The 22503-nt window shown below is 70.2% G+C and carries 18 protein-coding genes and 1 tRNA gene; 6 read left to right on the top strand and 13 right to left on the bottom strand.

Annotation, left to right across the window (positions count from 1 at the left end; translation table 11 throughout):
• Positions 1-132 precede the first annotated feature (132 nt).
• The 3 genes from pepN to ACZ6BG_RS01350 all read right to left on the bottom strand — a co-directional run bounded on the left by pepN (position 133) and on the right by ACZ6BG_RS01350 (position 4005).
• Positions 133-2637 carry an aminopeptidase N gene (gene pepN / locus ACZ6BG_RS01360; RefSeq protein ID WP_468995178.1) on the bottom strand — a complete coding sequence of 835 codons (2505 nt, stop codon included), beginning with the start codon at positions 2635-2637 and terminating at the stop codon, positions 133-135.
• Between the two features lie 79 nt (positions 2638-2716).
• Positions 2717-3073, bottom strand: a complete 357-nt coding sequence (locus ACZ6BG_RS01355) for a chorismate mutase (RefSeq protein WP_468995175.1) — start codon at positions 3071-3073, stop codon at positions 2717-2719.
• A gap of 11 nt (positions 3074-3084) precedes the next feature.
• Positions 3085-4005, bottom strand: coding sequence for a helix-turn-helix domain-containing protein (locus ACZ6BG_RS01350; protein ID WP_468995172.1), 921 nt, complete (start codon positions 4003-4005; stop codon positions 3085-3087).
• Positions 4006-4119: 114 nt separating this feature from the next.
• Between ACZ6BG_RS01350 and ACZ6BG_RS01345 the strand changes: the two genes are divergently transcribed.
• The 3 genes from ACZ6BG_RS01345 (at position 4120) to ACZ6BG_RS01335 (ending at position 9107) form a co-directional block, all read left to right on the top strand.
• Entirely contained in the window at positions 4120-5949 is a 1830-nt protein-coding gene (locus ACZ6BG_RS01345) for a glycoside hydrolase family 35 protein (RefSeq protein WP_468995169.1), read from the top strand.
• Between the two features lie 315 nt (positions 5950-6264).
• Positions 6265-7656: a pyridoxal phosphate-dependent decarboxylase family protein gene (locus tag ACZ6BG_RS01340; protein WP_468995165.1), complete on the top strand. Its 1392-nt coding sequence runs from the start codon at positions 6265-6267 to the stop codon at positions 7654-7656.
• The gene (locus tag ACZ6BG_RS01335; protein WP_468995162.1) at positions 7653-9107 is read left to right on the top strand and encodes a lysine N(6)-hydroxylase/L-ornithine N(5)-oxygenase family protein; all 1455 of its coding nucleotides are present in this window, start codon (positions 7653-7655) and stop codon (positions 9105-9107) included. The genes ACZ6BG_RS01340 and ACZ6BG_RS01335 overlap by 4 nt, the downstream gene beginning before the upstream one ends.
• On the opposite strand, the gene ACZ6BG_RS01330 is transcribed toward ACZ6BG_RS01335, so the two are convergent.
• Together ACZ6BG_RS01330 and ACZ6BG_RS01325 are read right to left on the bottom strand one after the other, a co-directional pair.
• Positions 9097-9516: a hypothetical protein gene (locus tag ACZ6BG_RS01330; protein WP_468995158.1), complete on the bottom strand. Its 420-nt coding sequence runs from the start codon at positions 9514-9516 to the stop codon at positions 9097-9099. The genes ACZ6BG_RS01335 and ACZ6BG_RS01330 overlap by 11 nt on opposite strands.
• 17 nt (positions 9517-9533) lie before the next feature.
• Positions 9534-11348 (bottom strand): bifunctional metallophosphatase/5'-nucleotidase, encoded by a 1815-nt coding sequence (locus ACZ6BG_RS01325; RefSeq protein WP_468995154.1) that lies wholly within the window; start codon positions 11346-11348, stop codon positions 9534-9536.
• 146 nt (positions 11349-11494) lie between these two features.
• On the opposite strand from ACZ6BG_RS01325, the gene ACZ6BG_RS01320 reads away from it, so the two are divergent.
• Positions 11495-12208, top strand: coding sequence for an SIMPL domain-containing protein (locus tag ACZ6BG_RS01320; RefSeq protein ID WP_468995150.1), 714 nt, complete (start codon positions 11495-11497; stop codon positions 12206-12208).
• A gap of 223 nt (positions 12209-12431) precedes the next feature.
• A complete protein-coding gene (gene pyk / locus ACZ6BG_RS01315) occupies positions 12432-13868 on the top strand; it encodes a pyruvate kinase (protein WP_468995147.1) in 1437 nt (478 codons plus the stop codon).
• Between the two features lie 10 nt (positions 13869-13878).
• On the opposite strand, the gene ACZ6BG_RS01310 is transcribed toward pyk, so the two are convergent.
• Both ACZ6BG_RS01310 and ACZ6BG_RS01305 read right to left on the bottom strand, forming a co-directional pair.
• A complete protein-coding gene (locus tag ACZ6BG_RS01310; RefSeq protein ID WP_468997823.1) occupies positions 13879-14649 on the bottom strand; it encodes a transcriptional regulator in 771 nt (256 codons plus the stop codon).
• An 11-nt stretch (positions 14650-14660) separates the two neighbouring features.
• Positions 14661-14735: transfer RNA gene (locus tag ACZ6BG_RS01305), tRNA-Leu, on the bottom strand.
• Between the two features lie 99 nt (positions 14736-14834).
• On the opposite strand from ACZ6BG_RS01305, the gene ACZ6BG_RS01300 reads away from it, so the two are divergent.
• Positions 14835-15488 carry an ANTAR domain-containing response regulator gene (locus ACZ6BG_RS01300; protein WP_468995144.1) on the top strand — a complete coding sequence of 218 codons (654 nt, stop codon included), beginning with the start codon at positions 14835-14837 and terminating at the stop codon, positions 15486-15488.
• Positions 15489-15617: 129 nt separating this feature from the next.
• On the opposite strand, the gene ACZ6BG_RS01295 is transcribed toward ACZ6BG_RS01300, so the two are convergent.
• The 6 genes from ACZ6BG_RS01295 to ACZ6BG_RS01270 form a co-directional block, all read right to left on the bottom strand.
• Complete coding sequence (locus ACZ6BG_RS01295; RefSeq protein ID WP_380851588.1) at positions 15618-16334, bottom strand: ABC transporter ATP-binding protein; 717 nt, start codon at positions 16332-16334, stop codon at positions 15618-15620.
• The gene (locus tag ACZ6BG_RS01290; RefSeq protein WP_468995138.1) at positions 16331-17260 is read right to left on the bottom strand and encodes an ABC transporter ATP-binding protein; all 930 of its coding nucleotides are present in this window, start codon (positions 17258-17260) and stop codon (positions 16331-16333) included. The genes ACZ6BG_RS01295 and ACZ6BG_RS01290 overlap by 4 nt, the downstream gene beginning before the upstream one ends.
• Before the next feature lie 5 nt (positions 17261-17265).
• Positions 17266-19110 carry a branched-chain amino acid ABC transporter permease gene (locus tag ACZ6BG_RS01285; RefSeq protein WP_468995135.1) on the bottom strand — a complete coding sequence of 615 codons (1845 nt, stop codon included), beginning with the start codon at positions 19108-19110 and terminating at the stop codon, positions 17266-17268.
• Between the two features lie 5 nt (positions 19111-19115).
• Positions 19116-20045, bottom strand: a complete 930-nt coding sequence (locus ACZ6BG_RS01280) for a branched-chain amino acid ABC transporter permease (protein WP_468995132.1) — start codon at positions 20043-20045, stop codon at positions 19116-19118.
• A 91-nt stretch (positions 20046-20136) separates the two neighbouring features.
• Positions 20137-21366: a branched-chain amino acid ABC transporter substrate-binding protein gene (locus tag ACZ6BG_RS01275; RefSeq protein WP_468995129.1), complete on the bottom strand. Its 1230-nt coding sequence runs from the start codon at positions 21364-21366 to the stop codon at positions 20137-20139.
• Between the two features lie 678 nt (positions 21367-22044).
• The gene (locus ACZ6BG_RS01270; protein ID WP_468995126.1) at positions 22045-22446 is read right to left on the bottom strand and encodes a hypothetical protein; all 402 of its coding nucleotides are present in this window, start codon (positions 22444-22446) and stop codon (positions 22045-22047) included.
• Between the last annotated feature and the right edge of the window lie 57 nt (positions 22447-22503).

The following is a 22503-nucleotide window of genomic DNA, read 5'->3' as shown; positions in this document are numbered from 1 at the left end:
CGGCCCGGCTCTGATCACCACCGACCCTAGGCGGCGGACCGGGCCCGCCGGATCATCACCAGGAAGTAGATGACCCACGCCCTCCTGGTCCGGCGGACCTAGGTCGCAGGACCCAAGCCCGCCGCGCCCGCCTCACGCCCCCTCGGCGCCCCGGCGCACCCGCAACGCCCGCTCCAGGTCGTCCAGTTGGTCCACGAGCCGACGGCGCAGCGCGGGCAGCACATCGGTGCGCTCCAGGCACTGCCTGCCCAGGCGCAGGGTGTCCTCGTCGACGGCGAACACCGGGAACGCGTACTGTCCCGCGGCCTCGGCGATGGCAGGTCCGCGGCGGGCGGCGAGCGCCACCGCGTCCTCGAAGAACCGTGGCACATAGGTGTGGACGACCGAGTCCTGCTCGGGCTGCCAGAACCCCTGCGCGGTCGCGGTGAACAAGTAGTTGGACAGCTCGTCGGAGCCGAACATCGCGTCCCACGCGGCCCGCTTGGCGTCCGCGTCCGGCAGCGCCGCCCGGCAGCGCGCGGCCCCTTCCCTGCCGGTCGCGCTCGGGTCCCTGCGCAGCTCGGCGGCGATGGCGTCCTCGTCGGTCGCACCGAGCACCGCGAGCCGCCCGAGGACCCGCCAGCGCAGCTCGGGGTCGAGCTCGGGCCCACCGGGCACGGCCCCCTGCGACAGCCACGTCGTCAGCGGCTCGGGCTGCGTCGCCGCGTCGATGAGCCCCCGCACCGCCACCAGGCGAAGCCCCGGGTGCGAACCGTCCTCCGTGCGACGGATCACGTCCTGGCACAGCGCGTCCAGGACGGCGAGGGCGGCGCCGCGGCCGTCCGGCGGGGTGTAGCGCCCGGCGACGACGGCCGACGCGAACGGCAGCACACCGGAGACGAGGGCCAGGTCGCTCTCCGCGGGCAGATGCGCCCGCGCCGCCGCCAGGAACACGCCGGGCGCCAGCTCGCCGTCGCGCACCATGTCGCGCAGCGCGTTCCACAGCACCGCCCGCGTCAGCGCGTCCGGCACCCCCGAGAGGGACGTGAGGACGGTCTCCCGGGACACCGGGTCAAGGCGGATCTTCGCGTACGTCAAGTCGTGGTCGTTGGGCACGATCAGCGCGGGCCTGCCCCCGTCGCGCGCCGCCGCGGGCTCCTGCCCCGGCACGTCCGTCTCGTACCGCTCGCGCAGCACCAGCGCCTTGCCGTCCGACAGATCGCGGTCGAACACACCGACCGCCACCCGGTGCGGACGGCTGCCGTCCCGCTCCAGGGTCAGCGTCCACTCCCGGCCGCCGTGCGTGACCGTCGGTGTGAACGCGTCCACGCCGGTCGTCCGCAGCCACGACCGGGCCCAGCCGTGCACGTCGCGGTCCGTGGCCGAGGCGAGGTTGTCGATGAAGTCGGCGAGCGTGGCGTTGCCGAACCTGTGGCGCGCGAAGTGCGCGTTGATGCCCGCGAGGAAGTCCTTCTCGCCCAGCCACGCGACGAGCTGACGCAGCGCGCTCGCGCCCTTGGCGTAGGAGATCCCGTCGAAGTTGAGCATCGCCGACGCCGTGTCGGGCACCGCGTCCGGGTCCGGCGCGACGGGGTGCGTGGACGGGCGCTGGTCGGCGTCGTAGCCCCACGGCTTGCGGGCGACGGCGAAGTCGACCCAGGTGGTGGTGAAACGCGTCGCCTCGCTCAGCGTCTGATAGCCCATGTACTCCGCGAACGACTCGTTCAGCCAGATGTCGTCCCACCACCGCAGGGTCACCAGGTCGCCGAACCACATGTGCGCCATCTCGTGCGCGACGACCATGCCGCGGATCTGCCGCTCGGTGTCGGTGACCGCCGAGCGGTACACGAAGTCGTCACGGAAGGTGACAAGCCCCGGGTTCTCCATGGCGCCCGCGTTGAACTCGGGCACGAACGCCTGGTCGTAGGAGTCGAAGGGGTAGGGCTCGGTGAACTTCTCCTCGTACCGGTCGAAGCACGCCCGCGTGATGTCGAACAGCTCGTCGGCGTCGGCGTCCAGGTGCGGCGCCAGCGAGCGACGGCAGTGCAGGCCGAAGGGCAGCCCCCGGTGCTCGGTGCGCACCGAGTGCCAGGGCCCCGCGGCGACCGCCACGAGATACGTCGAAAGGGGAGGCGTGGGCGCCGCCCGCCACTCGCCCGCCCCCACCTGCTCGGTGACACCGTTGGCCAGGACCGTCCAGCCCTTGGGGGCCCGCACGGTGAGCGCGAACACCGCCTTCAGATCGGGCTGGTCGAAGGCCGCGAACACCCGCTGCACGTCTTCCATGAACAACTGCGTGTAGACGTACGTCTCACCGTCGCTCGGGTCGGTGAAGCGGTGCATGCCCTCGCCGGTGCGGGAGTAGCGCATCGACGCGTCGACGCGCAGCTCGTGCTCGCCGGCGGCGAGGCCCCGCAGCGGCAGCCGGTTGTCGGCCAGGTCCGCGGGGTCGAGCGGGGCGCCGTCGAGCGTGACGGAACGCAGCTGGGCGGGCTTCAGCTCGACGAAGGTGTCCCCGTCCGCGGCGGCCGTGAACGTGATCACCGTGCGGGAGTCGAAGGTCTCCTCGCCGGTGGTGAGATCGAGGGCGATCTCGTACCGCCGGACGTCGAGGAACTGGGCTCGGGTCTGCGCTTCGTCGCGCGTCAGTGCGGGCATCTGGCCATGGTGCCCGATCGGGCCCGGCGGCTGGGAGTGGGTGTCCCCGCGACGGGGGCGCCGACGCGGGGAGGGAACCTCAGCGGGAGCCGTCCGCGATGCTCTCGTGGTGGCGGATGACCTCCGCGATGATGAAGTTCAGGAACTTCTCCGCGAACGCCGGATCCAGCTTCGCGTTCTCCGCCAGCTCCCGCAGCCGCGCGATCTGCCGGGCCTCCCGCGCCGGGTCGGCGGGCGGCAGTTGGTGGTTGGCCTTGAGATGGCCGACCTGCTGGGTGCACTTGAAGCGCTCGGCGAGCATGTGGACGACGGCCGCGTCGATGTTGTCGATGCTGTCGCGCAGCCGGGACAGCTCCGCGCGCACCGCGGGGTCCACGGCGTCCCCCGCACCGGCCCCGGCCGCGCCGCTGTCGTCACTGGTGTGGCGTGTGGTCATGGCAGCCGAGCCTACGTGCCCGCACCCGCGCCACCCGAAGCGGCCGTGCCGTCGAGCGACGTGAGCGTCGGCGGCCGCTCCGGGTCCGGCACCTGCTGCGACCAGCCCCCCGGCACGGCCCGCCCCTGCTGCTCCCGGAACCGCACCGGCGCCATGCCGACACGCCGCGTGAACAGCCGCGAGAAGTACGCCGGATCGTCGTAGCCCACCCGCCGGGCCACCGCGGCCACCGGCAGCTCCGTCGCCGCGAGCAGCTCCTTGGCGCGGCCGAGCCGGATGCCGAGCAGATAGTCCTTGGGGCTGCACCCCGCCCCCCGGCGAACCGCCGTCCGCAGCTCCGCGGGCGTCATGCCGTGCCGGGCCGCGTGCTCGGTCACCGACAGCGCCTTGAACGCGTCCCTGGCCAGGGACTGAAGCACCGGGTCGCCGTCCGGCGCGATGTCGGCGCGGGCCCGGCGCAGCGCCACGAGCAGCTCATGGACGGCGGCGCTCGTCTCGACCTCGAGCAGCGGATTGCCCCGGCGCGCGGCGCGGGCGATGCGCCCGACGACGGCACGCGCCCCGTCCGGGTCGGCGAGCGGCACCACCGGCCGGTCCGGCTCGATGTAGCCCAGCTCGGTGTACGTCGTCGTGGCGGGCCCCGTGAAGTCCACGAAGCACTCGTCCCAGCCCGTCTCCGGATCGGCGCCGTAGTGGTGCGGCACCCCCGGCGACAGCCAGATCAACGCGGGCGCCGTGACCGTCCGGCGGCGCCCGTCCGGCGCCCGGAACCAGCCGCCGCCCGAACTGATCACCAGGGCCACGTGGTGGTCCAGGGTGCGGGGCCCCACGGCGGGCAGCGTGCCGTGCTGCAGGCCCACGCCCAGACACACCAGGCCGAGGCGGTGATGGACCGGGCTCGGCGTGAAATACCGCATCCACGTGTGGTACATCCGCTGCCGCCCCTCTCGTCGGATCGCTGCGTCCAACCCGGCTCGATCTTTGTCCATGGACCGTGCCGCCCGCCAGAGGCAATCGTGGCCGCAGTAGTGATCGGGAGGGACACGATGGACGCCAGCCACCACGTGGCAGACGACGGCACCGGCACGCGCGGCGACAGCTTCCGGGTGGGCGCGGACGACTTCGAACTGGACGGACGGCCGGTGCGGCTGCTCTCGGGAGCGCTGCACTACTTCCGGGTGCACGAGGCCCAGTGGGGGCACCGGCTCGCGATGCTGCGGGCGATGGGCCTCAACTGCGTCGAGACGTACGTCCCCTGGAACCTGCACGAACCACGCCCCGGCGAACTCCACGACATCACGGCCCTCGGCCGCTTCCTCGACGCCGCCCACGCCGCGGGCCTGTGGGCGATCGTCCGCCCCGGCCCCTACATCTGCGCCGAGTGGGACAACGGCGGCCTGCCGCACTGGCTGACCGCCGAGGTCGGCGGCCGCCTCCGCACCCGCGACGCGGCCTACCTCGCGCACGTCGAGCGCTGGTTCGCCCGCCTGCTGCCCCAGGTCGTGTCCCGTCAACACGACCGCGGCGGCCCCGTCATCATGGTGCAGGTCGAGAACGAGTACGGCAGCTACGGCTCCGACCAGGTCTACCTGCGCCGCCTCGCCGACCTCCTGCTCGCCCACGGCGTCACCGCGGAGCTGTGCACCTCCGACGGCCCCGAGGACCACATGCTCACCGGCGGCAGCGTCCCCGGCGTCCTCGCCACCGTCAACTTCGGCTCCGCCGCCCGCGACGGCTTCGCCACCCTGCGCCGCCACCGCCCCAAGGGCCCCCTGATGTGCATGGAGTTCTGGTGCGGCTGGTTCGACCACTGGGGCGCCGAACCCGTCCTGCGCGCCCCGCGCGACGCGGCCGCCGCCCTCCGCGACATCCTCGACCGCGGCGCCTCCGTCAACCTCTACATGGCCCACGGCGGCACCAACTTCGCGGGCTGGGCGGGCGCCAACCGGGCGGACGACACCGCGTCCGACGGCACCCCCCTCGGCGGCGGGCTCCACGACGGCGCCCTCCAACCCGACGTCACCTCCTACGACTACGACGCCCCCATCGACGAACGCGGCCGCCCCACCGAGAAGTTCTGGCTCTTCCGCGAGATCCTCGCGGCCTACGCCCAGGGGCCCCTGCCCGAGGTGCCCCCGCCCCCGGCCACCCTCGCCGCGCCCGCCACGGCCCGCCTCACCGACTGGGTGCCCCTCGACACCGTCGCCGACCACCTCGGCACCCCCGAGACCGAGCACGCCGTCCCGCCCACCTTCGAGCAGCTCGGCGTCGACCGGGGCCTGGTCCGCTACACCCTCGACCTGCCCGGGCCCCGTCAGCCCTACCCCCTCAGCGTCCGTGGCCTGCGCGACCGCGCCGTCACGTACGTCGACGGGACCCGCGCCGGAGTCCTCACCGAGGAGACCCCCACCCTCCCCGAACCCGTCCCCGGCCCCGCCCGCGTGACCCTCTGGACCGAATCCCTCGGCCGCGTCAACTACGGGCCCCGCCTCGGCGAGCCCAAGGGCATCACCGGAGGTGTCCTGCACGAACGGCAGTACGTGCACGGAGTGCGGGCCGTGGGCCTGCCCCTCGGCGCCTTCGACTCCGCCGACGCCGTACGGGCCCTCCCGGCCGACCCTTCACCCCCCGGGCCGGTCGGGCTCTACCGCGGCACCCTCGACGTGCGCGGCACCGGCGACGCCGCCCTCGAACTCCCCGGCTGGGGACGCGGCTTCGCCTGGATCAACGGCTTCTGCCTAGGCCGCTACTGGGGCGTCGGTCCGCAGCACAGCCTGCACGTGCCCGGGCCGGTGCTGCGGGAAGGGGCCAACGAGGTGTGGGTGCTCGAGGTGGAGGGGGAGGTGGGGGAGGGGGCGGCGGTGCGGCTGGGATAGGCCCTGCGGGGCTGTTCCAGCCCGTCCGGCGATTGAGGACGAGGCGCGAAGCGCCGATCCGGCGGCGGACCGTCCCACCCGCCCGGGACACCCACCCCCCTTGGCGGGGGCCCGGGGCGCAGCCCCCGGTTTCGGGAAGGGGCGGGGTTGGGGAGCCCCCCGGCAAGGCTCCCGCGCCCTAACACTCACCCCCACCCCACCGCAAACTCCCCCACCCCCAATACCCCTTTCGGGTTTCGATCGTTGGGCTTCCCGGGCATGCCGTCCACCGTCCGTACAGGCTGGTGACCCCACCCGCACACCCGGAGGACAGCCATGAGCAGCCCCCCGCCCCTCGCCGGAGGCCCCCAGGGCCCCGACGCCCTGAGGCCGCTGCTCGCCACGGTCCTCGACGCACTGGCGGCGGGCGCCGAGGCCCGCGGCGGCCCCCTGCCCCCCGGCGGCCCGGACGCCGTGACGGCGAGGGTCAGGGAGGCGGCGGGCGACCTCCTGCCGGAGCGGGGCACGGGCGCGCAGGAGGCGCTGCGCACGCTCGTGGCCGCGGTGGGCGAGGGCGCGGCGGACCCCGCGGACCCCCTGTGCGCGGCACACCTGCACTGCCCACCCCTGGCCCTGGCGGTGGCGGCGGACCTCGCCGCGTCCGCCCTGAACCCGTCCATGGACTCCTGGGACCAGGCCCCCGCCGCGTCCGCCCTGGAAGCACTCCTCACCGAGGCACTCGCCACCGAGGTCCACGGCGACGGCGGCGACGCCCTCATCACCACCGGCGGCACCGAGTCCAACCAGCTCGCCCTGCTCCTGGCCCGCGAACGAGCGGCGGCCCACGGCCACCCCCTGCACCTCCTCGTCGGCGCCAACGCCCACCACTCGCTGCGCCGCGCCGCCTGGCTCCTCGGCCTGCCCGAGCCCGTCACCGTGCCCGCGCCCGTCGGCGTACTCGACCCCGCCGCCCTCGACGAGGCCCTCACCGAACTCCCGGGCCGGCGCGGCCACTTCCTGGTCGCCGCCACCGCGGGCACCACCGACGCCGGTCTCATCGATCCGCTCACGGACATCGCCGACCTGTGCGCGGCCCACGGCGCCCGCCTGCACGTCGACGCCGCCTACGGCGCGGGCCTGCTCTTCAGCGACACCCACAGGACCAAGCTGCACGGCCTCGACCGCGCCGACAGCGTCGCCCTCGACCTGCACAAACTGGGCTGGCAACCGGCGGCCGCCGGACTCCTCACCGTCCGCGACCGCGCCGACACCGCCGTCCTCAGCCACCGCGCCGACTACTTGAACGCCGACGACGACACCGAAGCCGGACTGCCCGACCTCCTCGGCCGCTCCCTGCGCACGACCCGCCGCCCCGACGCCCTGAAGATGGCCGTCACCCTCAAGGCCCTGGGCCGCGCCGGGCTCGGTGACCTGGTCGACCAAGTCTGCGACCATGCGAGAGAGTTCGCCGATCTCGTCGCCGACCACCCCGGCTTCGAGCTGTACGACAAACCGGCCATCAGCACCGTCCTGTTCCGGCCCGCCGACGCCGACGACGACCACATCGCCCACGTACGGAGGAAACTCCTGAACGACGGCACCGCCGTCCTCGGCCGTGCCCAGCTCGACGGCCGCCGCTGGCTCAAAGTGACCCTGCTCAACCCACACACCCGCCCCGAAGACCTCGCGGCCCTGCTCACGCTCGTGGAAGGAACCACTCCCCGATGACGGCGACGCCCGAACTGCCCGACCGGCCGCCCCAGGCGCCCACCGCCCCCACCGCACCCCGCGACCTGGTCGGCATCGGCATCGGCCCGTTCAACCTGTCCCTCGCCGCCCTCGCCCAGCCCCTGGACGGCCTCGACGCCGCCTTCTACGAACAGCGGCCCTCCTTCCACTGGCACCCCGGCCTCCTCATCGACGGCGCCACCCTCCAAGTCCCCTTCCTCGCCGACCTGGTGACCCTCGCCGACCCCGCGAACCCCTGGTCGTTCCTCAGCTATCTGCGCGCCCGCGAACGCCTCTTCCCCTTCTACTTCGCCGAGCGCTTCCACATCCAGCGCGCCGAGTACGACGCCTACTGCCGCTGGGCCAGCGAGAACCTGCCCGCACTCCACTTCGGCCACCAGATCGACGCCGTCCGCTGGAACCCCGAACGGAACCTCTTCGAGGTCGACTTCACCCAGCTCGACTCCGACGGCGAAGCCGAAGCCCTCGGCCGCACCCACGCCCGCAACATCGCCATCGGCGTCGGCACCGCCCCCTACGTACCCGAACCCCTCAGGCCCCTCGCCGACGCCCCCACCGTCCCCGTCGTCCACGCCGCCGACTACCTGCTGCACCGCGACCGCTTCCTCGCCGCCGACCACATCACCGTCATCGGCTCGGGACAGTCCGGCGCCGAAGTCTTCCTCGACCTGCTCCGGCACCGCCCGCCCGGCGCCGAACGACTCCACTGGCTGGCCCGCACCCCCGCCTTCGCCCCCATGGAGTACTCCAAGCTCGGCCTGGAACACTTCACCCCCGACTACACCCGCTACTTCCACTCCCTGCCCGAACCCGTCCGCGACCGCCTCGTCCCCGGCCAGTGGCAGCTCCACAAGGGCATCGACACCGACACCATCGCCGCCATCCACGACGAGCTGTACCAGCGCACCCTCCACGGCGGCTGGCCCGACGCCGTCCTCACCCCCGGCGTCGCCGTCCGCACCGCCGGACGCGTCGGCGCCACCCGCGTCGAACTCCACCTGGAACACCTGGAGCAGGGCACCCGATCGCGCATCACCACCGACGCCGTCATCCTCGCCACCGGCTACAAGGAACGCCCCCTCGACCAGCTCCTCGCCGGCCTCGACCCCTATATGCGACGCGACTCCTCCGAGCGCCCCCGCATCGACGAGCAGTACCGCCTCGTCCTCGACCCCTCCGTCACCGGCACCGGCAGCAACATCTACGTCCAGAACGCCGAACGCCACACCCACGGCGTCGGCGCCCCCGACCTCGGCCTCGCCGCCTGGCGCAGCGCCACCATCCTCAACACCCTCACCGGCAAGAACCCCTACCCGCTGCCGGACCGCACCGCCTTCACCAGCTTCGGCCTCGCCGACCCCCGCCCCCACACCCCGGACCGGGGCGCCGCCGCCACCACCCACCCCAACCTCGTACGCCTCAAGAACTGACGCCCCGCCGCCGCACCCCGGGCGCACCCAGCTCCCTGAGCGCGCCCACCGGCGCCACCACCCGCCGCGACCGGGGGCACGACCACACGGCCACACCCCCGGTCACCGCCGCGTCCAGCGGATGCGACGCCGGATGGTCCGGGCACTCCGGCCACGTCGCGGGCAGCAACTGCGCGGCCAGCGCCTCCACCGCCCAGTCCTTCACCTGCTCCGCGAGACTCGCCACCTGCTCGGCGGGAGCGGCGCCCTCCGGCACCGCGATCCCCACCCCCGAGCCATCGGCCTCGTAGAGCACGACCAGCGGCTCCTCGTCGAAGTCCAACTCCTCACGGACAATCGGCTGCACCGCACACGTCGCCTTGAGATCGCGCTCGACGACGGCCAGCGCCACGGCCAGTTCCTCGTTCATACGACCGAGGCTAGACCTCAGAACACCGGCGTGCCCTCGCGGGTCAGCCGCCAGCCCACCGCCGCGAACTCCGCCGGGTCCACGGTGCCCTTCGCCTTCACCCACGAAATGATCGTGTTGCGGATCTCGTCGGAATTCGCCCACACCTGCTTGGCGGCCGCCACATGCGGGAAATTGCCGCCACCGCTCGCCCGGTAGTTGTTCACCGCGAGCACGAACTCCGCCTTCGGGTCGAGGTCCTTGCCCTCGAATCGCAACTTCGTGATACGGGACCCGGACGGCCGCGCGATGTCGATGTCGTACGTCACTCCGTACAGCGCGTCGTAGTTGTAGTCCGGAATGCCGTCCGCATTCGTCAGCTTCGCCGGATCCACCGGCGCGCCCGCCGCCGTCCGCACGTAATAGCGCGCCGAGAACTCCAGATAGTCCTTCAGCTGCGCACCCGTGATCACTCGCGCTTCGAGGGTGTTCTCGAACGGATACAGACCCGCCGCGTCCCGGATCGTCACCTCGCCCGCCGGGATCTTCGCCGTGCGCGAGAAGCAGGAGGCCTGCGACAGGACCGGCAGCTTCGCGTACGCGCCGCCCGCGAGCGCCGCCTTCACCGTCTCCGCCTGCACATGGCTGATCAGATCGATGATCGCGACATCCTTGTACGGGCCCTCGGCCGTGCTCATCGCCTCCTTCGAGGTGCCGATGACCTGATTCACATACGCCACGACCTTCTTGTGCTCGTCCCCGAGCAGCCGAGTGATCTTCCGGTCCTCCGCCGCCGCGTTGGAGTTCAGGACCTTCGCCCCCGCCTTCACCACCCGCCAACGGCCCTTCGACCACTCCAGATCGAAGTCGAACAGCGTCAGCCGCTGGCCCCACTTCAACGGCTCGGACAGCACCACCTTCTTGCCCGTCTTCTTGTTCTCCACCAGATACTCGGGAATCTCCGTGTGCGCGTGCCCCACCAGAATCGCGTCGATCCCCGGCACCTGCTCCGCCACCAGCGCCGCCGCGTTCTCGATGTACGGCAGCTGATCCCCGTACGACGACGTGCCGCTCGACCCCGAATGCGCCGACACGATCACCACGTCCGCGCCCATCGAACGCAGCCGCGGCACCCACTTCGCCGCCTGCTCCTCAAGCCCCGGGAACGTCATCTTCCCCTGGACGTTCGCCTTGTCCCAGATCGCGATCCCCGGATTCGTCAGACCGAGCACCGCCACCCGCACATCACGACCGTGCGGCGTGCGCAGCCGGTGCATGCTGTACGGCGCGAACGCGGGCCGCTGCGTCTTCGCGTCCAGCGCGTTCGCCCCGAGCAGCGGGAAGTCGCACTGCTCCTCGAACTTCCGCAGCACCGGAATGCCGTAGTTGAACTCGTGGTTGCCGAGCGCCGCCGCGTCATAGCCGATCGCGTTCATCGCCTGCGCCATCGGATGCACCGGACCGCGCTTGGCCGTGATCGGGTCGACCTTCGCGTAGTAGTACGACAACTGCGTGCCCTGGATCGTGTCGCCCGCGTCGATCAGGAGGGTGTTGCGGCGGCCCTTCTCCTTGCGGACCGCCGACACCAGCGTGGAGATCTTCGCCAGGCCCACGTCGTTGTGGTCCTTGTCGTCGAACTCCTTGTCCGTGAAGTAGTCCCAGTTGAAGACATTGCCGTGCAGATCGGTCGTGCCCATCACCGTGAACGAATAACGCCGAGGCCGCTTGCCCGGACGGGCCGCACCCGGCGCCACGGCCGCGTCGGCCACCGGCGCCGTCACCGCACCCGCCAGCGCCACCCCCGCACCCGTCGCAGCGGACCGCCCCAGGAACTTCCTGCGGTTCAGTGGCATCTCGGCTTCCTCCAACACGTCGTACAACATCGATGAACAGTGGTAACGCGCGTAGATTCTGACCCGCCCGACCGGCTCGCGACAGACCCGCCAGGTTTCGATCCGATGACTGTCCGGTGCCCGCCACCGGTGCGAGAGTGGAGGCCATGACCACCGACGAGCCCCAGCAGAGCGTCCCCTACGGCACCCCCGAGGCTCCCCGCCTCGCCGTCCGCGGCGAAGCCCGCCTCGAAGTCGACCCCGAGATCGCCCGCATCGGCATCACCGTCAGCGCCCGCGGCACCGACCGCCGCGACGCCCTCGCCGACCTCACCCGCCGCAACGCCACCGTCATCGACCTCGTCAAGACCTACGGCGAAGCCGTCGAACGCGTCGAGACCGGCTCCTTCTCCATCACCCCCGAACTCACCAAACGCGGCAAGGGCGAACGCGTCCGCACCTACCACGGCCGCGTCCACGTCACCGCCGAACTCAGCGACTTCACCGCCCTCGGCGAACTCACCACCCGCGTCGCCGACTTGGACCTCACCCACGTCGACGGCCCCTGGTGGTCCCTGCGCCCCGACTCGCCCTCCCACCGCCGCGCCCGCCAGGAAGCCGTCAAGGAAGCCGTCCAGCGCGCCCGCGAATACGCCGAGGCCCTCGGCACCGCCCTCGCCGCCCTCGTCGAGATCGCCGACATCGGCGCCGACAACGCCCCCTACCCGCCGTTCGGCGGCGGCCCCGCCGCCCCCGGCATGGCCCGCGCCGCCTACGGCGCAGCCCCCGAAGCCGCCGCCCCCCTCGACCTCGAACCCCAGCGCCAGTCCGTCTACGCCCAGGTCAACGCGCGCTTCACGATGAACCCGCCGCGACTCTGAGCAACACGGGCCCACCGCGACGCCACAGCGCGGACGCTCGGCGACGCTGAGCAACCGCAACCATCGCAACTGTGACCGCTCGACGCCCCGTTGACCTCTGAACGCGCTCATCAGAGCGAGCGCGCGCACACTTCAACACTTGTCAAGACCCTTTCATGCAAAGGTCGTTGAGTAGTCATGCCCGGCCAAACCTCTACCCGCCAGTAAGGCCTAGGCTCGAAGCATGCGCCGAGCGAAAATCGTTTGCACCCTGGGACCCGCCACCGACACCTACGACCAGATCAAGGCCCTGGTCGAGGCCGGAATGGACGTGGCACGCTTCAACCTCAGCCACGGCACCTACGCCGACCACGAGGAGCGCTACCAGCGCGTGCGCAAGGCCGCCGACGAGCTCGGCCGCAGCGTCGGCGTCCTCGCCGACCTTCAAGGCCCGAAGATTCGCCTCGGCCGCTTCCACGAAGGACCTGTACTCCTCGAACGCGGCGACGAGTTCACCATCACCGTCGAACCCGACACCCAGGGTGACCGCCAGCTCTGCGGCACCACCTACGCCGGCCTCGCCGACGACGTCACCCCCGGCGAGCGCATCCTCGTCGACGACGGCAAGGTCACCCTCGAAGTGACCGCCGTCGAAGGCCCCCGCGTCACCACCACCGTCATCGAAGGCGGCATGGTCTCCGACCACAAGGGCCTGAACCTCCCCGGCGTCGCCGTCTCCGTCCCCGCACTCTCCGACAAGGACGAGGCCGACCTCCGCTGGGCCCTCAACACCGGCTTCGACGTCATCGCCCTCTCCTTCGTCCGCAGCGGACGCGACATCGAGGACGTCCACCGCATCATGGACGAGGAGGACCGCCGCCTCCCCGTCATCGCCAAGGTCGAAAAACCCCAGGCCGTCGACAACATCGAGGACATCGTCGCCGCCTTCGACGGCATCATGGTCGCCCGCGGCGACCTCGGCGTCGAAATGCCCCTGGAACAGGTCCCGATCGTCCAGAAGCGCGCCATCAAACTCGCCAAGCGCAACGCCAAGCCGGTCATCGTCGCCACCCAGATGCTCGACTCGATGATCGACAACTCCCGGCCCACCCGCGCCGAGGCCTCCGACGTCGCCAACGCCGTCATCGACGGCACCGACGCCGTGATGCTCTCCGGCGAGACCAGCGTCGGCAAATACCCCATCGAGACCGTCCGCACCATGGCCCGCATCGTCGAAGCCGCCGAAGAAGACATCCTCGCCAAGGGCCTGCCGCCCCTCACCGAGCGCAGCAAGCCCCGCACCCAGGGCGGCGCCGTCGCCCGCGCCGCCGCCGAGATGGGCGACTTCCTCGGCGCCAAGTTCCTCGTCGCCTTCACCCAGTCCGGCGACACCGTCCGCCGCCTCTCCCGCTACCGCTCCCCGATCCCCCTCCTCGCCTTCACCCCCGTCGCCGCCACCCGCTCCCAGCTCAACCTCACCTGGGGCGTCGAGACCTTCCTCGGCCCGCACGTCGAGTCCACCGACGCGATGGTCCAGCAGGTCGACGAGCACCTCCTGAAGATCGGCCGCTGCCAGAAGGGCGACATGGTCGTCATCACGGCGGGCTCACCCCCCGGCGTCGCGGGCTCCACGAACCTGGTCCGCATCCACCGCATCGGCGAGGACGACGGCGCACAGTAGGCGCCCGCTCTCAGTACTTGGGGCCGACGTGGGCGTCCATGAGGGTTACGGAGGCTTTGCGGGCGACGGAGATGTTGTACGCGTTGCCTTGGCGGGTGCAGTGCGTCCAGGTGACACCTAGTTTGTCGAGGGTGTCGGTGTAGAGCTGACGGATGTCGTCGGACTTGTTGGTGAAGAAGTACCGGGGGTACTCATAGCGCTTGCGCTCGCCGCCGATGAGCCGGGTGGTCCAGTTCGTCAGGCGGCAACCGTCGGAGTGGATGAGCCCCCGGATGAAGTCCCAGGGGTGAGCGTCGACGATCTCCTGCTGCCAGGCTTCGAGGGTGATGGTGCGGTCGTGCTTCTTGCCGGGGCTGTGCTGGGGGAACAGGCAGGGCCAGTGTTTGCTGGAGCAGGTGACGTACTGGCAGCCCGGCCGCTGGACCCGGCAGACCTTGTTGGCAGGGCGCACGATCCGGATCGCCTCGGCGCATGCGTCGATCAGTCCGGGCCACGCGTCCGCGCACGCGATGCGCAGGAAGTAGACGCCTCGGCGGTGCTTGCTGATGCAGCCGTCGCCGAGATAGAGGCCCAGTAAGTACGCGTACGCGGCCTCGTTCTCGGGTTTGGCGGGGATGTCGCGGCACCGGGGGCACTCGGTGCCGCGACCCCCGAGCGGCTCTACGCGTGCCCATGTCGTACATGTGGCCGATACTGCGGCGAGGATTCGCCCACTGTGGCGAGAACGAGAATTACCTACTCGATCAAGTGAACCTGATCGAATCGCACGTGACCTTGGAATTGAAGGAAAAGTGCCCCGGGTCGGACTCGAACCGACACTGTATGGGTTTTGAATCCATTGCCTGCTGCCAATTGGGCTACCGGGGCCCACAGAATCGAAGGTAACCCCTCACCCTGCGCGCATCCACCATACCGCAGCTAGGTACGCTCTTGGGAAGCAGTATCTGCCCGCAACGAGGAGCCCCCGTGACCACCCCCGAGTCGCCCGAGCCCGCTGACGTGTCCGACGAGCAGTCGCACGTGCCGCCGCTGACGACCCGCGTCGTCATCGCCGAGGACGAGGCCCTGATCCGGCTCGACCTCAAGGAGATGCTGGAGGAGGAGGGCTACACCGTCGTCGGTGAGGCCGGTGACGGTGAGACGGCCATCGAGCTGGCCCGTGAGCACAAGCCGGACCTCGTCATCCTGGACGTGAAGATGCCCGTCCTGGACGGGATCTCCGCGGCGGAGAAGATCGCCGAGGAGTCCATCGCCCCGGTCCTGATGCTCACGGCGTTCTCCCAGCGGGACCTGGTCGAGCGGGCCCGCGATGCCGGTGCCATGGCGTATCTGGTGAAGCCGTTCAGCAAGAGCGACGTGGTGCCCGCGATCGAGATGGCGGTGTCCCGGTTCACGGAGCTGAAGGCCCTGGAGCAGGAGGTCGCGGACCTCACCCAGCGCCTGGAGACCCGCAAGCTGGTGGACCGCGCGAAGTCGATTCTCCAGACGGAGTACGGCCTGACGGAGCCCGCCGCGTTCCGCTGGATCCAGAAGACATCGATGGACCGCCGCCTGTCGATGCAGCAGGTCGCGGAGGCGGTCATCGAGGACGCCGAGGAGAAGAAGGCAGCCAAGGGCTGAGCCCCGTAAGGGGCGCGGGGAACTGCGCGCCCGGCCCCCACGGGCCGGCACCCGAAGAACCGACGAAGAGGGCGGTCACCCCGACACGGGGTGACCGCCCTCTTCGCTGCTCAGGGCCCAGGGGCCAGGTCAGTCCTCGCCTAGGTACGCCTTGCGGACGGACTCGTCGTGCAGCAGGTCCTGCCCCGTCCCGGACAGCACGATGTTGCCGACCTCCATCACGTGACCGTGGTCCGCGAGGGACAGCGCGGCCTGGGCGTTCTGCTCGACGAGCAGGATGGTGGTGCCCTGGGCCTTGAGTTCGCTGATGGTCTGCATGATCTTCTGCATCATGATCGGCGAGAGCCCCATGGAGGGCTCGTCGAGCATGAGGAGCTTGGGCCGGGACATCAGGGCGCGCCCCATGGCGAGCATCTGCTGTTCGCCGCCGGAGAGGGTGCCCGCGGCCTGCTTGCGACGTTCGCCGAGGATGGGGAAGAGGTCGTAGGCGCGTTGGATGTCCTTCTCGATGCCTGCCTTGTCGTCGCGGAGGTAGGCGCCGAGTTGGAGGTTCTCGGTGATGGTGAGCCGGGGGAAGATGTGCCGGCCTTCGGGGGAGTGGGCGAGGCCGAGCGCGACGATTTTGTGGGCGGGGATGCCGTTGAGCGGCTGCCCGTCGAACATGATCTTTCCGGCGAGTGGTTTGAGGAGGCCGGAGAGGGTGCGCAGGGTGGTGGTCTTGCCGGCGCCGTTGGTGCCGATGAGGGTGACGACCTGCCCGGCTTCGACGCTGAAGGAGATGCCCTTGACGGCTTCGATCTTGCCGTAGGCGACCCTGAGGTCCTCGACCTCGAGCAGTGTGGTCACAGGCTCTTTCCTTCCGAACCGGTGGTGCTGGTACCGGAGTTGTCGGTACCGGTGGTGCCGGGCGCGCTGTCGTCGGGGGCGGCCGCGGCGGCTTCGGCCTCTGCCTCCGCCGCCTCGACTTCGGCGATTTCCGCGGCGCCGGGGGCGCCTTCGAAGGGGGTGCCGAGGTAGGCGGCGACGACGCGCTCGTCGGCCTGGACGACTTCGGAGGTGCCTTCGACGAGTTTCTCGCCCTGGACGAGGACGGCGACGCGGTCGCAGAGGTTGAAGATGAACCGCATGTCGTGCTCGATGACGAGGACGGCGATGCCCTGGTCGCGGATGGCGAAGACGAGTTCCTCGGCGGCCCGGGTCTCTTGCGGGTTCATGCCCGCGGTGGGTTCGTCGAGGAGGAGCAGTCCGGGTTCGCTGGCGAGTGCCCGGGCGATCTCCAGCTTCCGCTGCTCGCCGTAGGGCAGGTTGCGGGAGAGGTGGTCGGCTTTGTGGGCGAGGCCGATGAATTCGAGGAGTTCCATGGCCCGTGCGTGGGAGGCGGCTTCGGCCCGTTTGAAGCCGGGGCCGCGCAGGAGCGCCGACCAGAGGCCTTCCTTGGTCCTGGTGTGGCGTCCGACGAGGACGTTCTCCAGGACGGTCATGTTGGCGAAGAGCCGGATGTTCTGGAAGGTGCGGGCGATGCCGGCGTCGGTGACGAGGTGGGGTTTGGCGGGCAGCACGGTGCCTTTGTAGGAGACCTTGCCCTCGGTGGGGACGTACAGGCCGGTGAGGCAGTTGAAGAAGGTGGTCTTGCCGGCGCCGTTGGGTCCGATGAGGCCGACGATTTCGCCGCTGTTGACGGTGAGGTCGACGGAGCGCACGGCGGTGAGGCCGCCGAAGCGCATGGTGACGCCGCTGGCTTCGAGGACGGTGGTGGTGGTTGTGGTGGTCATGGTGGTCACGCCCCCGCCTTGCTGGCGCCGACGGTTCCTTCGGGCAGTTTCTGCTGGTCGGGTACGTCGAGTTGGTCGGTCTCGTGGTATTCGAGCTGCGCGCGCTTGTTGGCGACGAGGCCTTCGGGCCTGAAGCGCATGAGCAGGATGAGCGCGAGGCCGAACAGCAGCAGTTGGTAGTCCTCGAGGAACTGGAGTTTGGCCGGGATGAGGTAGAGCAGGGCCGCGCCGATGAGGGGGCCGCTGATGGTGCCCATGCCGCCGAGGATGACGGCGGCGAGCAGGAAGGCGGAGTTCGGCGGCACGGTGTTGGCGAAGAGGTACTGCTCGGGGGTGATGCTGTACGAGACGTGGGCCTGCACGGTGCCGGCGAACCCGGCGAGGGTGGCGCCGAGGGCGAAGGCGATGAGCTTGACGCGGAAGCCGTTGATGCCCATGGCGGTGGCGGCGGTCTCGTCCTCGCGGATGGCGACCCAGGCGCGGCCGATGCGGGATTCCCCGGAGCGGCGGAAGACGAGGACGACGACGGCGGTGAAGAACAGCATCAGCAGGTAGTAGTTGGCGGGCCTGCTGAGGGTGAAGCCGAGGACTTCGTGTTCGACGCCGAGGTTCCAGCCGAAGATTTCCAGGTCGGGGATGTTGGGGATGCCCTGGGCGCCGTTGGTGAGGTCGGGGCCCGCGCTGCCGTTGAGGTTGTTCATGGTGATGCGGAAGATCTCGCCGAAGCCGAGGGTGACGATGGCGAGGTAGTCGCCGCGCAGCCGCAGGGTGGGGGCGCCGATGATGACGCCGAAGATGAGGGAGGCGGCGGCACCGGCGAGGACGGCGGCCCAGAAGGGGAAGTGGACGTCGAAGGTGGACGCGGGCGATCCGGAGACGAGGGCGGCGGTGTAGGCGCCGACGCCGAGGAAGGCGACGTATCCGAGGTCGAGGAGTCCGGCGAGGCCGACGACGACGTTCAGGCCGAGGGCGACGGTCGCGAAGATGAGGATGTTGACGCCGATGAGGGCGTAGCTCGCGTCGCTCTGGGTGAAGGGGAACATGGCCGCGGCGACGATGGCGGCGGTGAAGGTGACGTTGCGGTGCTTGGTGGTGAGCGCGTTGAGGCGGGGGATGAGTCCGGCGCGGTTGAGTGCGGTGGCGCCGAAGACGGTGGTGATGAGGAAGCCGATGAAGAGTTCGGAGTAGGCCTCGATGCCGTATGCGAAGACGTAGAGGCCGATGCCGAACGAGGCGGCGATGATGAGGATCTCGACCCAGTCGGGCAGGGTCTTGGCGCGTTTGGGCGCGGGTGCCTTGAGGCTGGCGCGCAGGCGTTCCCAGGGGTTCTGGTGGGGTTCGTCGGCGGGCAGGTCGGAGGGGAGTCCGAGGGCGCCGACGGTGGCGACGAGCGCGCCGATGCCGGAGACCCAGGCGCCGGGTTCGAGGTTGACGATGCCGCCGAGGTGTTCGGCGATGGCGCCCATGGTGTAGCCGGTGGAGCCGAGGACGCCGAGGCTGAGCAGGACGACGGGGCTGTTGGTGCCGCCGGGGGTGAGCCAGCCGAGGCCGCGGATGCCCTGGCCGGAGAGTGTGAAGAGCAGGGTGAGGGCGGCGCCGACGAGGGTGATGGTCTGGAGGCCGCCGGGGTAGCCGGTGACGGTGAGGTCGCCGGGGAAGGCGGTGGTCCAGGTCCAGGCGAGGAAGGTGCCGACGAGGGCCGCGGCGGATCCCGCGTAGACGGCGATGCGGGCGATGTGCGGCGGGAGGGGGAGGGTGGAGGTGGGGAGGCCCGCGGGGGTCTTGGCGGTGTTGCCGGTGTTCCCCGTGCCTCCCGGGTTCCCGGAGTTCTTGGTGGTGTTCGTGGTCATGGGTATCACGCCCGATCCGCGACGCGTTCGCCGAGTAGGCCTTGGGGCCTCAGGAGCAGGACGAGGATGAGGAGGGCGAAGGCCCACACGTCCTTCCAGGCGCCGCCGCCGAACTGTTCCATGCCCGGTACGTCGGCCATGTAGCCGGTGGCGAGGGCTTCGGCGACGCCGAGGACGATGCCGCCGAGCATGGCTCCGTAGATGTTGCCGATGCCGCCGAGGACGGCCGCGGTGAAGGCCTTGAGGCCCATGATGAAGCCCATTTTGAAGCCGACTTGGCCGTTGTGCAGGCCGTAGCCGACGGCTGCGACGGCGGCGAACGCGGCACCGATGGCGAAGGCCATGACGATGATGCGGTCGGTGTTGATGCCCATGAGCTTGGCGGTGTCGGGGTCCTGGGCGGTGGCCTGCATGCCGCGGCCGGTGCGGGTCTTGTTGACGTAGTAGGCGAGGGCGATCATGCACAGCGGGGCGGCGAGGATGAGGAAGAAGTCGCCGCGCTGGATGTCGGCGCCGAAGATGTGCACGGGGTCGCCGCTGAACTGCGGGAACGTGCGGTCCTTCTTGGCCTCGGGGTACCACTTCCAGACGGCCTGCTGGAGCAGGATGGACAGGCCGATGGCGGTGATGAGGGGTGCGAGGCGTGGGGCGCCGCGCAGGGGGCGATAGGCGAAGCGTTCCGCCGCGGTGCCGACGGCGACGGAGACGATGATGCCGCCGATGATCATGAGTGGGATCGCGGCGAGCAGCGAGAATCCCTCGGGGAGCCACAGGGAGACGGTGAGGGCGCCGAAGCCCCCGACCATGAAGATCTCACCGTGGGCGAAGTTGATGAGCTGGACGATTCCGTAGACCATCGTGTAGCCGATCGCGATGAGACCGTACATCGCGCCGAGGATGAGTCCATTGGCCAGCTGTTGCGGCAGTTCGTTCACCGCAGGGCCTCCGTTGGTTCGGATATGGCACCGCGCGGGAGCGCTGGTAGCGCTTCCCGCGCGGTCTTGAGTCAATGGGTGTGCGTGGGATTTACCGGGGCTTGTAGGCCTCGCTGAACTTCGACTCCCACTTGTTGTTCTTGATCTCGTACGCGGTCATCATCGTGTTCGTGGTGTCGCCGTACTGGTCGAAGGAGACGCTGCCGGTGACGCCGTCGAACTTGACCTTGCTCATGCTGGCGAGGACCTTCTCGCGGGCGTCGTCGGGAAGCTTTCCGTCGTTGTCGTCGACGGCGAGCTTCACGGCTTCGATGATCGCCCAGGTGGCGTCGTAGGTGCCGCCACCGTAGGTCTCCATGTTTTCCTTGTAGTTCTTGTTGTATTCCGCGATGAACTTCTTCGCGGAGGGAAGTTCCTCGACGGGGGCGCCGACGGAGGTGCCGAGGTCGCCTTCGGCCTTCTTGTTGAGCTTCGGGAACTCGTCGCTCTTCATGCCGTCGCCGCCCATGAGCGGGACGTCGGCGCCGGACTCCTTGAGCTGCTGGCTGAGGGGGGCCGCGGCGGGGTACTCACCGCCGTAGTAGACGGCTTCGGCGCCCTTGCCCTTGACCTTGGAGGCGACGGACTTGAAGTCGCGGTCCTCGGGGTTGACGTGGTCCTGGCCGACGATCTTGCCGCCGAGGGAGGTGAAGGTGTCCTTGAAGGACGCGGCGAGGCCGGCGCCGTAGGTCTTCTGGTCGTCGATCAGATAGACCTTCTTGATCTTCGCCTTCTGGTACAGGTACTGGGCGGCGAACTGGCCCTGGACCTGGTCGGTGGTGGCGGTGCGGAAGAAGGTCTTGAACTGACGCTTCTTGTCGCCCTTCTTCCAGCCGTCGCCCTGGGTCAGCTCGGTGCCGGTGTTGGCGGGCGAGATCTGGGTGAGGCTGGCGTCGTTGAAGGGCTTCTGCATCGACTGGGAGACGCTGGAGTTCAGCGGGCCGACGACGCCGATGACGTCGTCGTTGCTGATGAACTTCTGGGCGTTCTGGCCGCCGACGGAGGGCTGGGCCTGGTCGTCGAGGGGCTCCAGCTTGAACTTGACGCCGTCGACCGTGTTCTCCTTGTTGGCGGTCTTGACGGCGAGTTCGGCGGAGTTGCGCATGCCGATGCCGAGCGCGGAGAGGTCGCCGGTGAGCGGGGCGTCGAAGCCGATGGTGACGGTGGTCTTGCCGCCGTTGTCGTCGGATTCCTTGTCCTTGTCGCGCGACCCGCAGGCGGTGAGGGTGAGTGCCCCCGTGGTCAACACCGTGGTGAGGATGAGCGCGGAACGGTTTCGCACGATGGGTCCTTTCCCTGGCGCGGTCCCCTCTGCGGAGGAGCCGTGAAGATCGCCGGGCCGTACTGGTGGTGGTACCGGGCCGTGCAATTCAGTTCGCGCCCGGCGGCGCGGTGACTGGCCGTGACTCTAAGGGGGCAATTGATCCTGGTGGAGTGGTCGAGCCAAGGCTGTGACGCTCTTGTTATGCCACGGAGTATTCCGCGCTGGAACGCAGGGGTCGGTTGTGGCGGAATATGCACGCTTCGGCAGATGTCGACCTCGTAAACCAGCAGGACCGTTAAGTGGTTTCACTCATGACAGCCGTGTTCGGGGGGTATGCGGAGCCGAACGCCCGGAAATGATCTTTTGCGTTGCGTGGCGTGCTTCCTGCGGGTCGCGAGGGGATTGCGCGCGCATTACGCAGCGTTACTCCGACAAAAAGGGAGCCCGGCATTCCGTGCCACTTTTCCGCTTTCGCGAATGTGCGCGGTCAGGAGTGTTTTTGCGTAGCACTCCTGTTTTTGAGGTGAAGACCACGGTGCCCGCACGGGTGTGGCCGGGTGACGGCCCGCTGGCGCGCTCCGGATACGGTTGGTGACGACTCGTGTCCGCTATCCGGGCAGTGTCGGGGCGGGGCCCGTTCCCGTCGGGCCGCGCGGGCGCCGGGAGTTGGGCGGAGCGGGCGCGTCCGCCCGGGCGCTACCAGGGATTTCCGCCGGGTCCTCCGTCGCGGTAGCGGTCCGCGCACTTCTCGCGCGCCTGGCGCTGCATCAGTTTCCGGCCCGCGGCGGCCCCGTGGCGCTCGCGCTCGGCCCGCGCGGCCTTCAGGACGTCCAGGAGGATCGTGTACTGCCCGTTCGACAGGCCCATGTTCTGGTAGTCGCCGTAGGGCTCCTTGCCCAAGTCGTAGACGTCGCGCCCCCACTTGACGATGAGGATCGCGCACAGCTCCGCGGGGGAGGTGGCGTGCGGGGCGGGGGAGTCCGGCGTACGGGGGCCGTGGGCGCGGTCGGTGCCCGAATCCGAGCAGCCGGCGGCGGCGGGCAGGACACAGAGAGCGGCGGTGAGGGCGAGCGTGCGGCGGAGCCTGCTTGGCCTCATGCGGCGACGCTAGGCCGGGGGTGCCCGCTCCGGCAATGCCCGGGCGCCCCCCCGGCT

The sequence above is a fragment of the Streptomyces sp. NPDC041205 genome, assembly GCF_055591765.1.
This window is presented reverse-complemented; position numbering and strand designations above follow the sequence as displayed.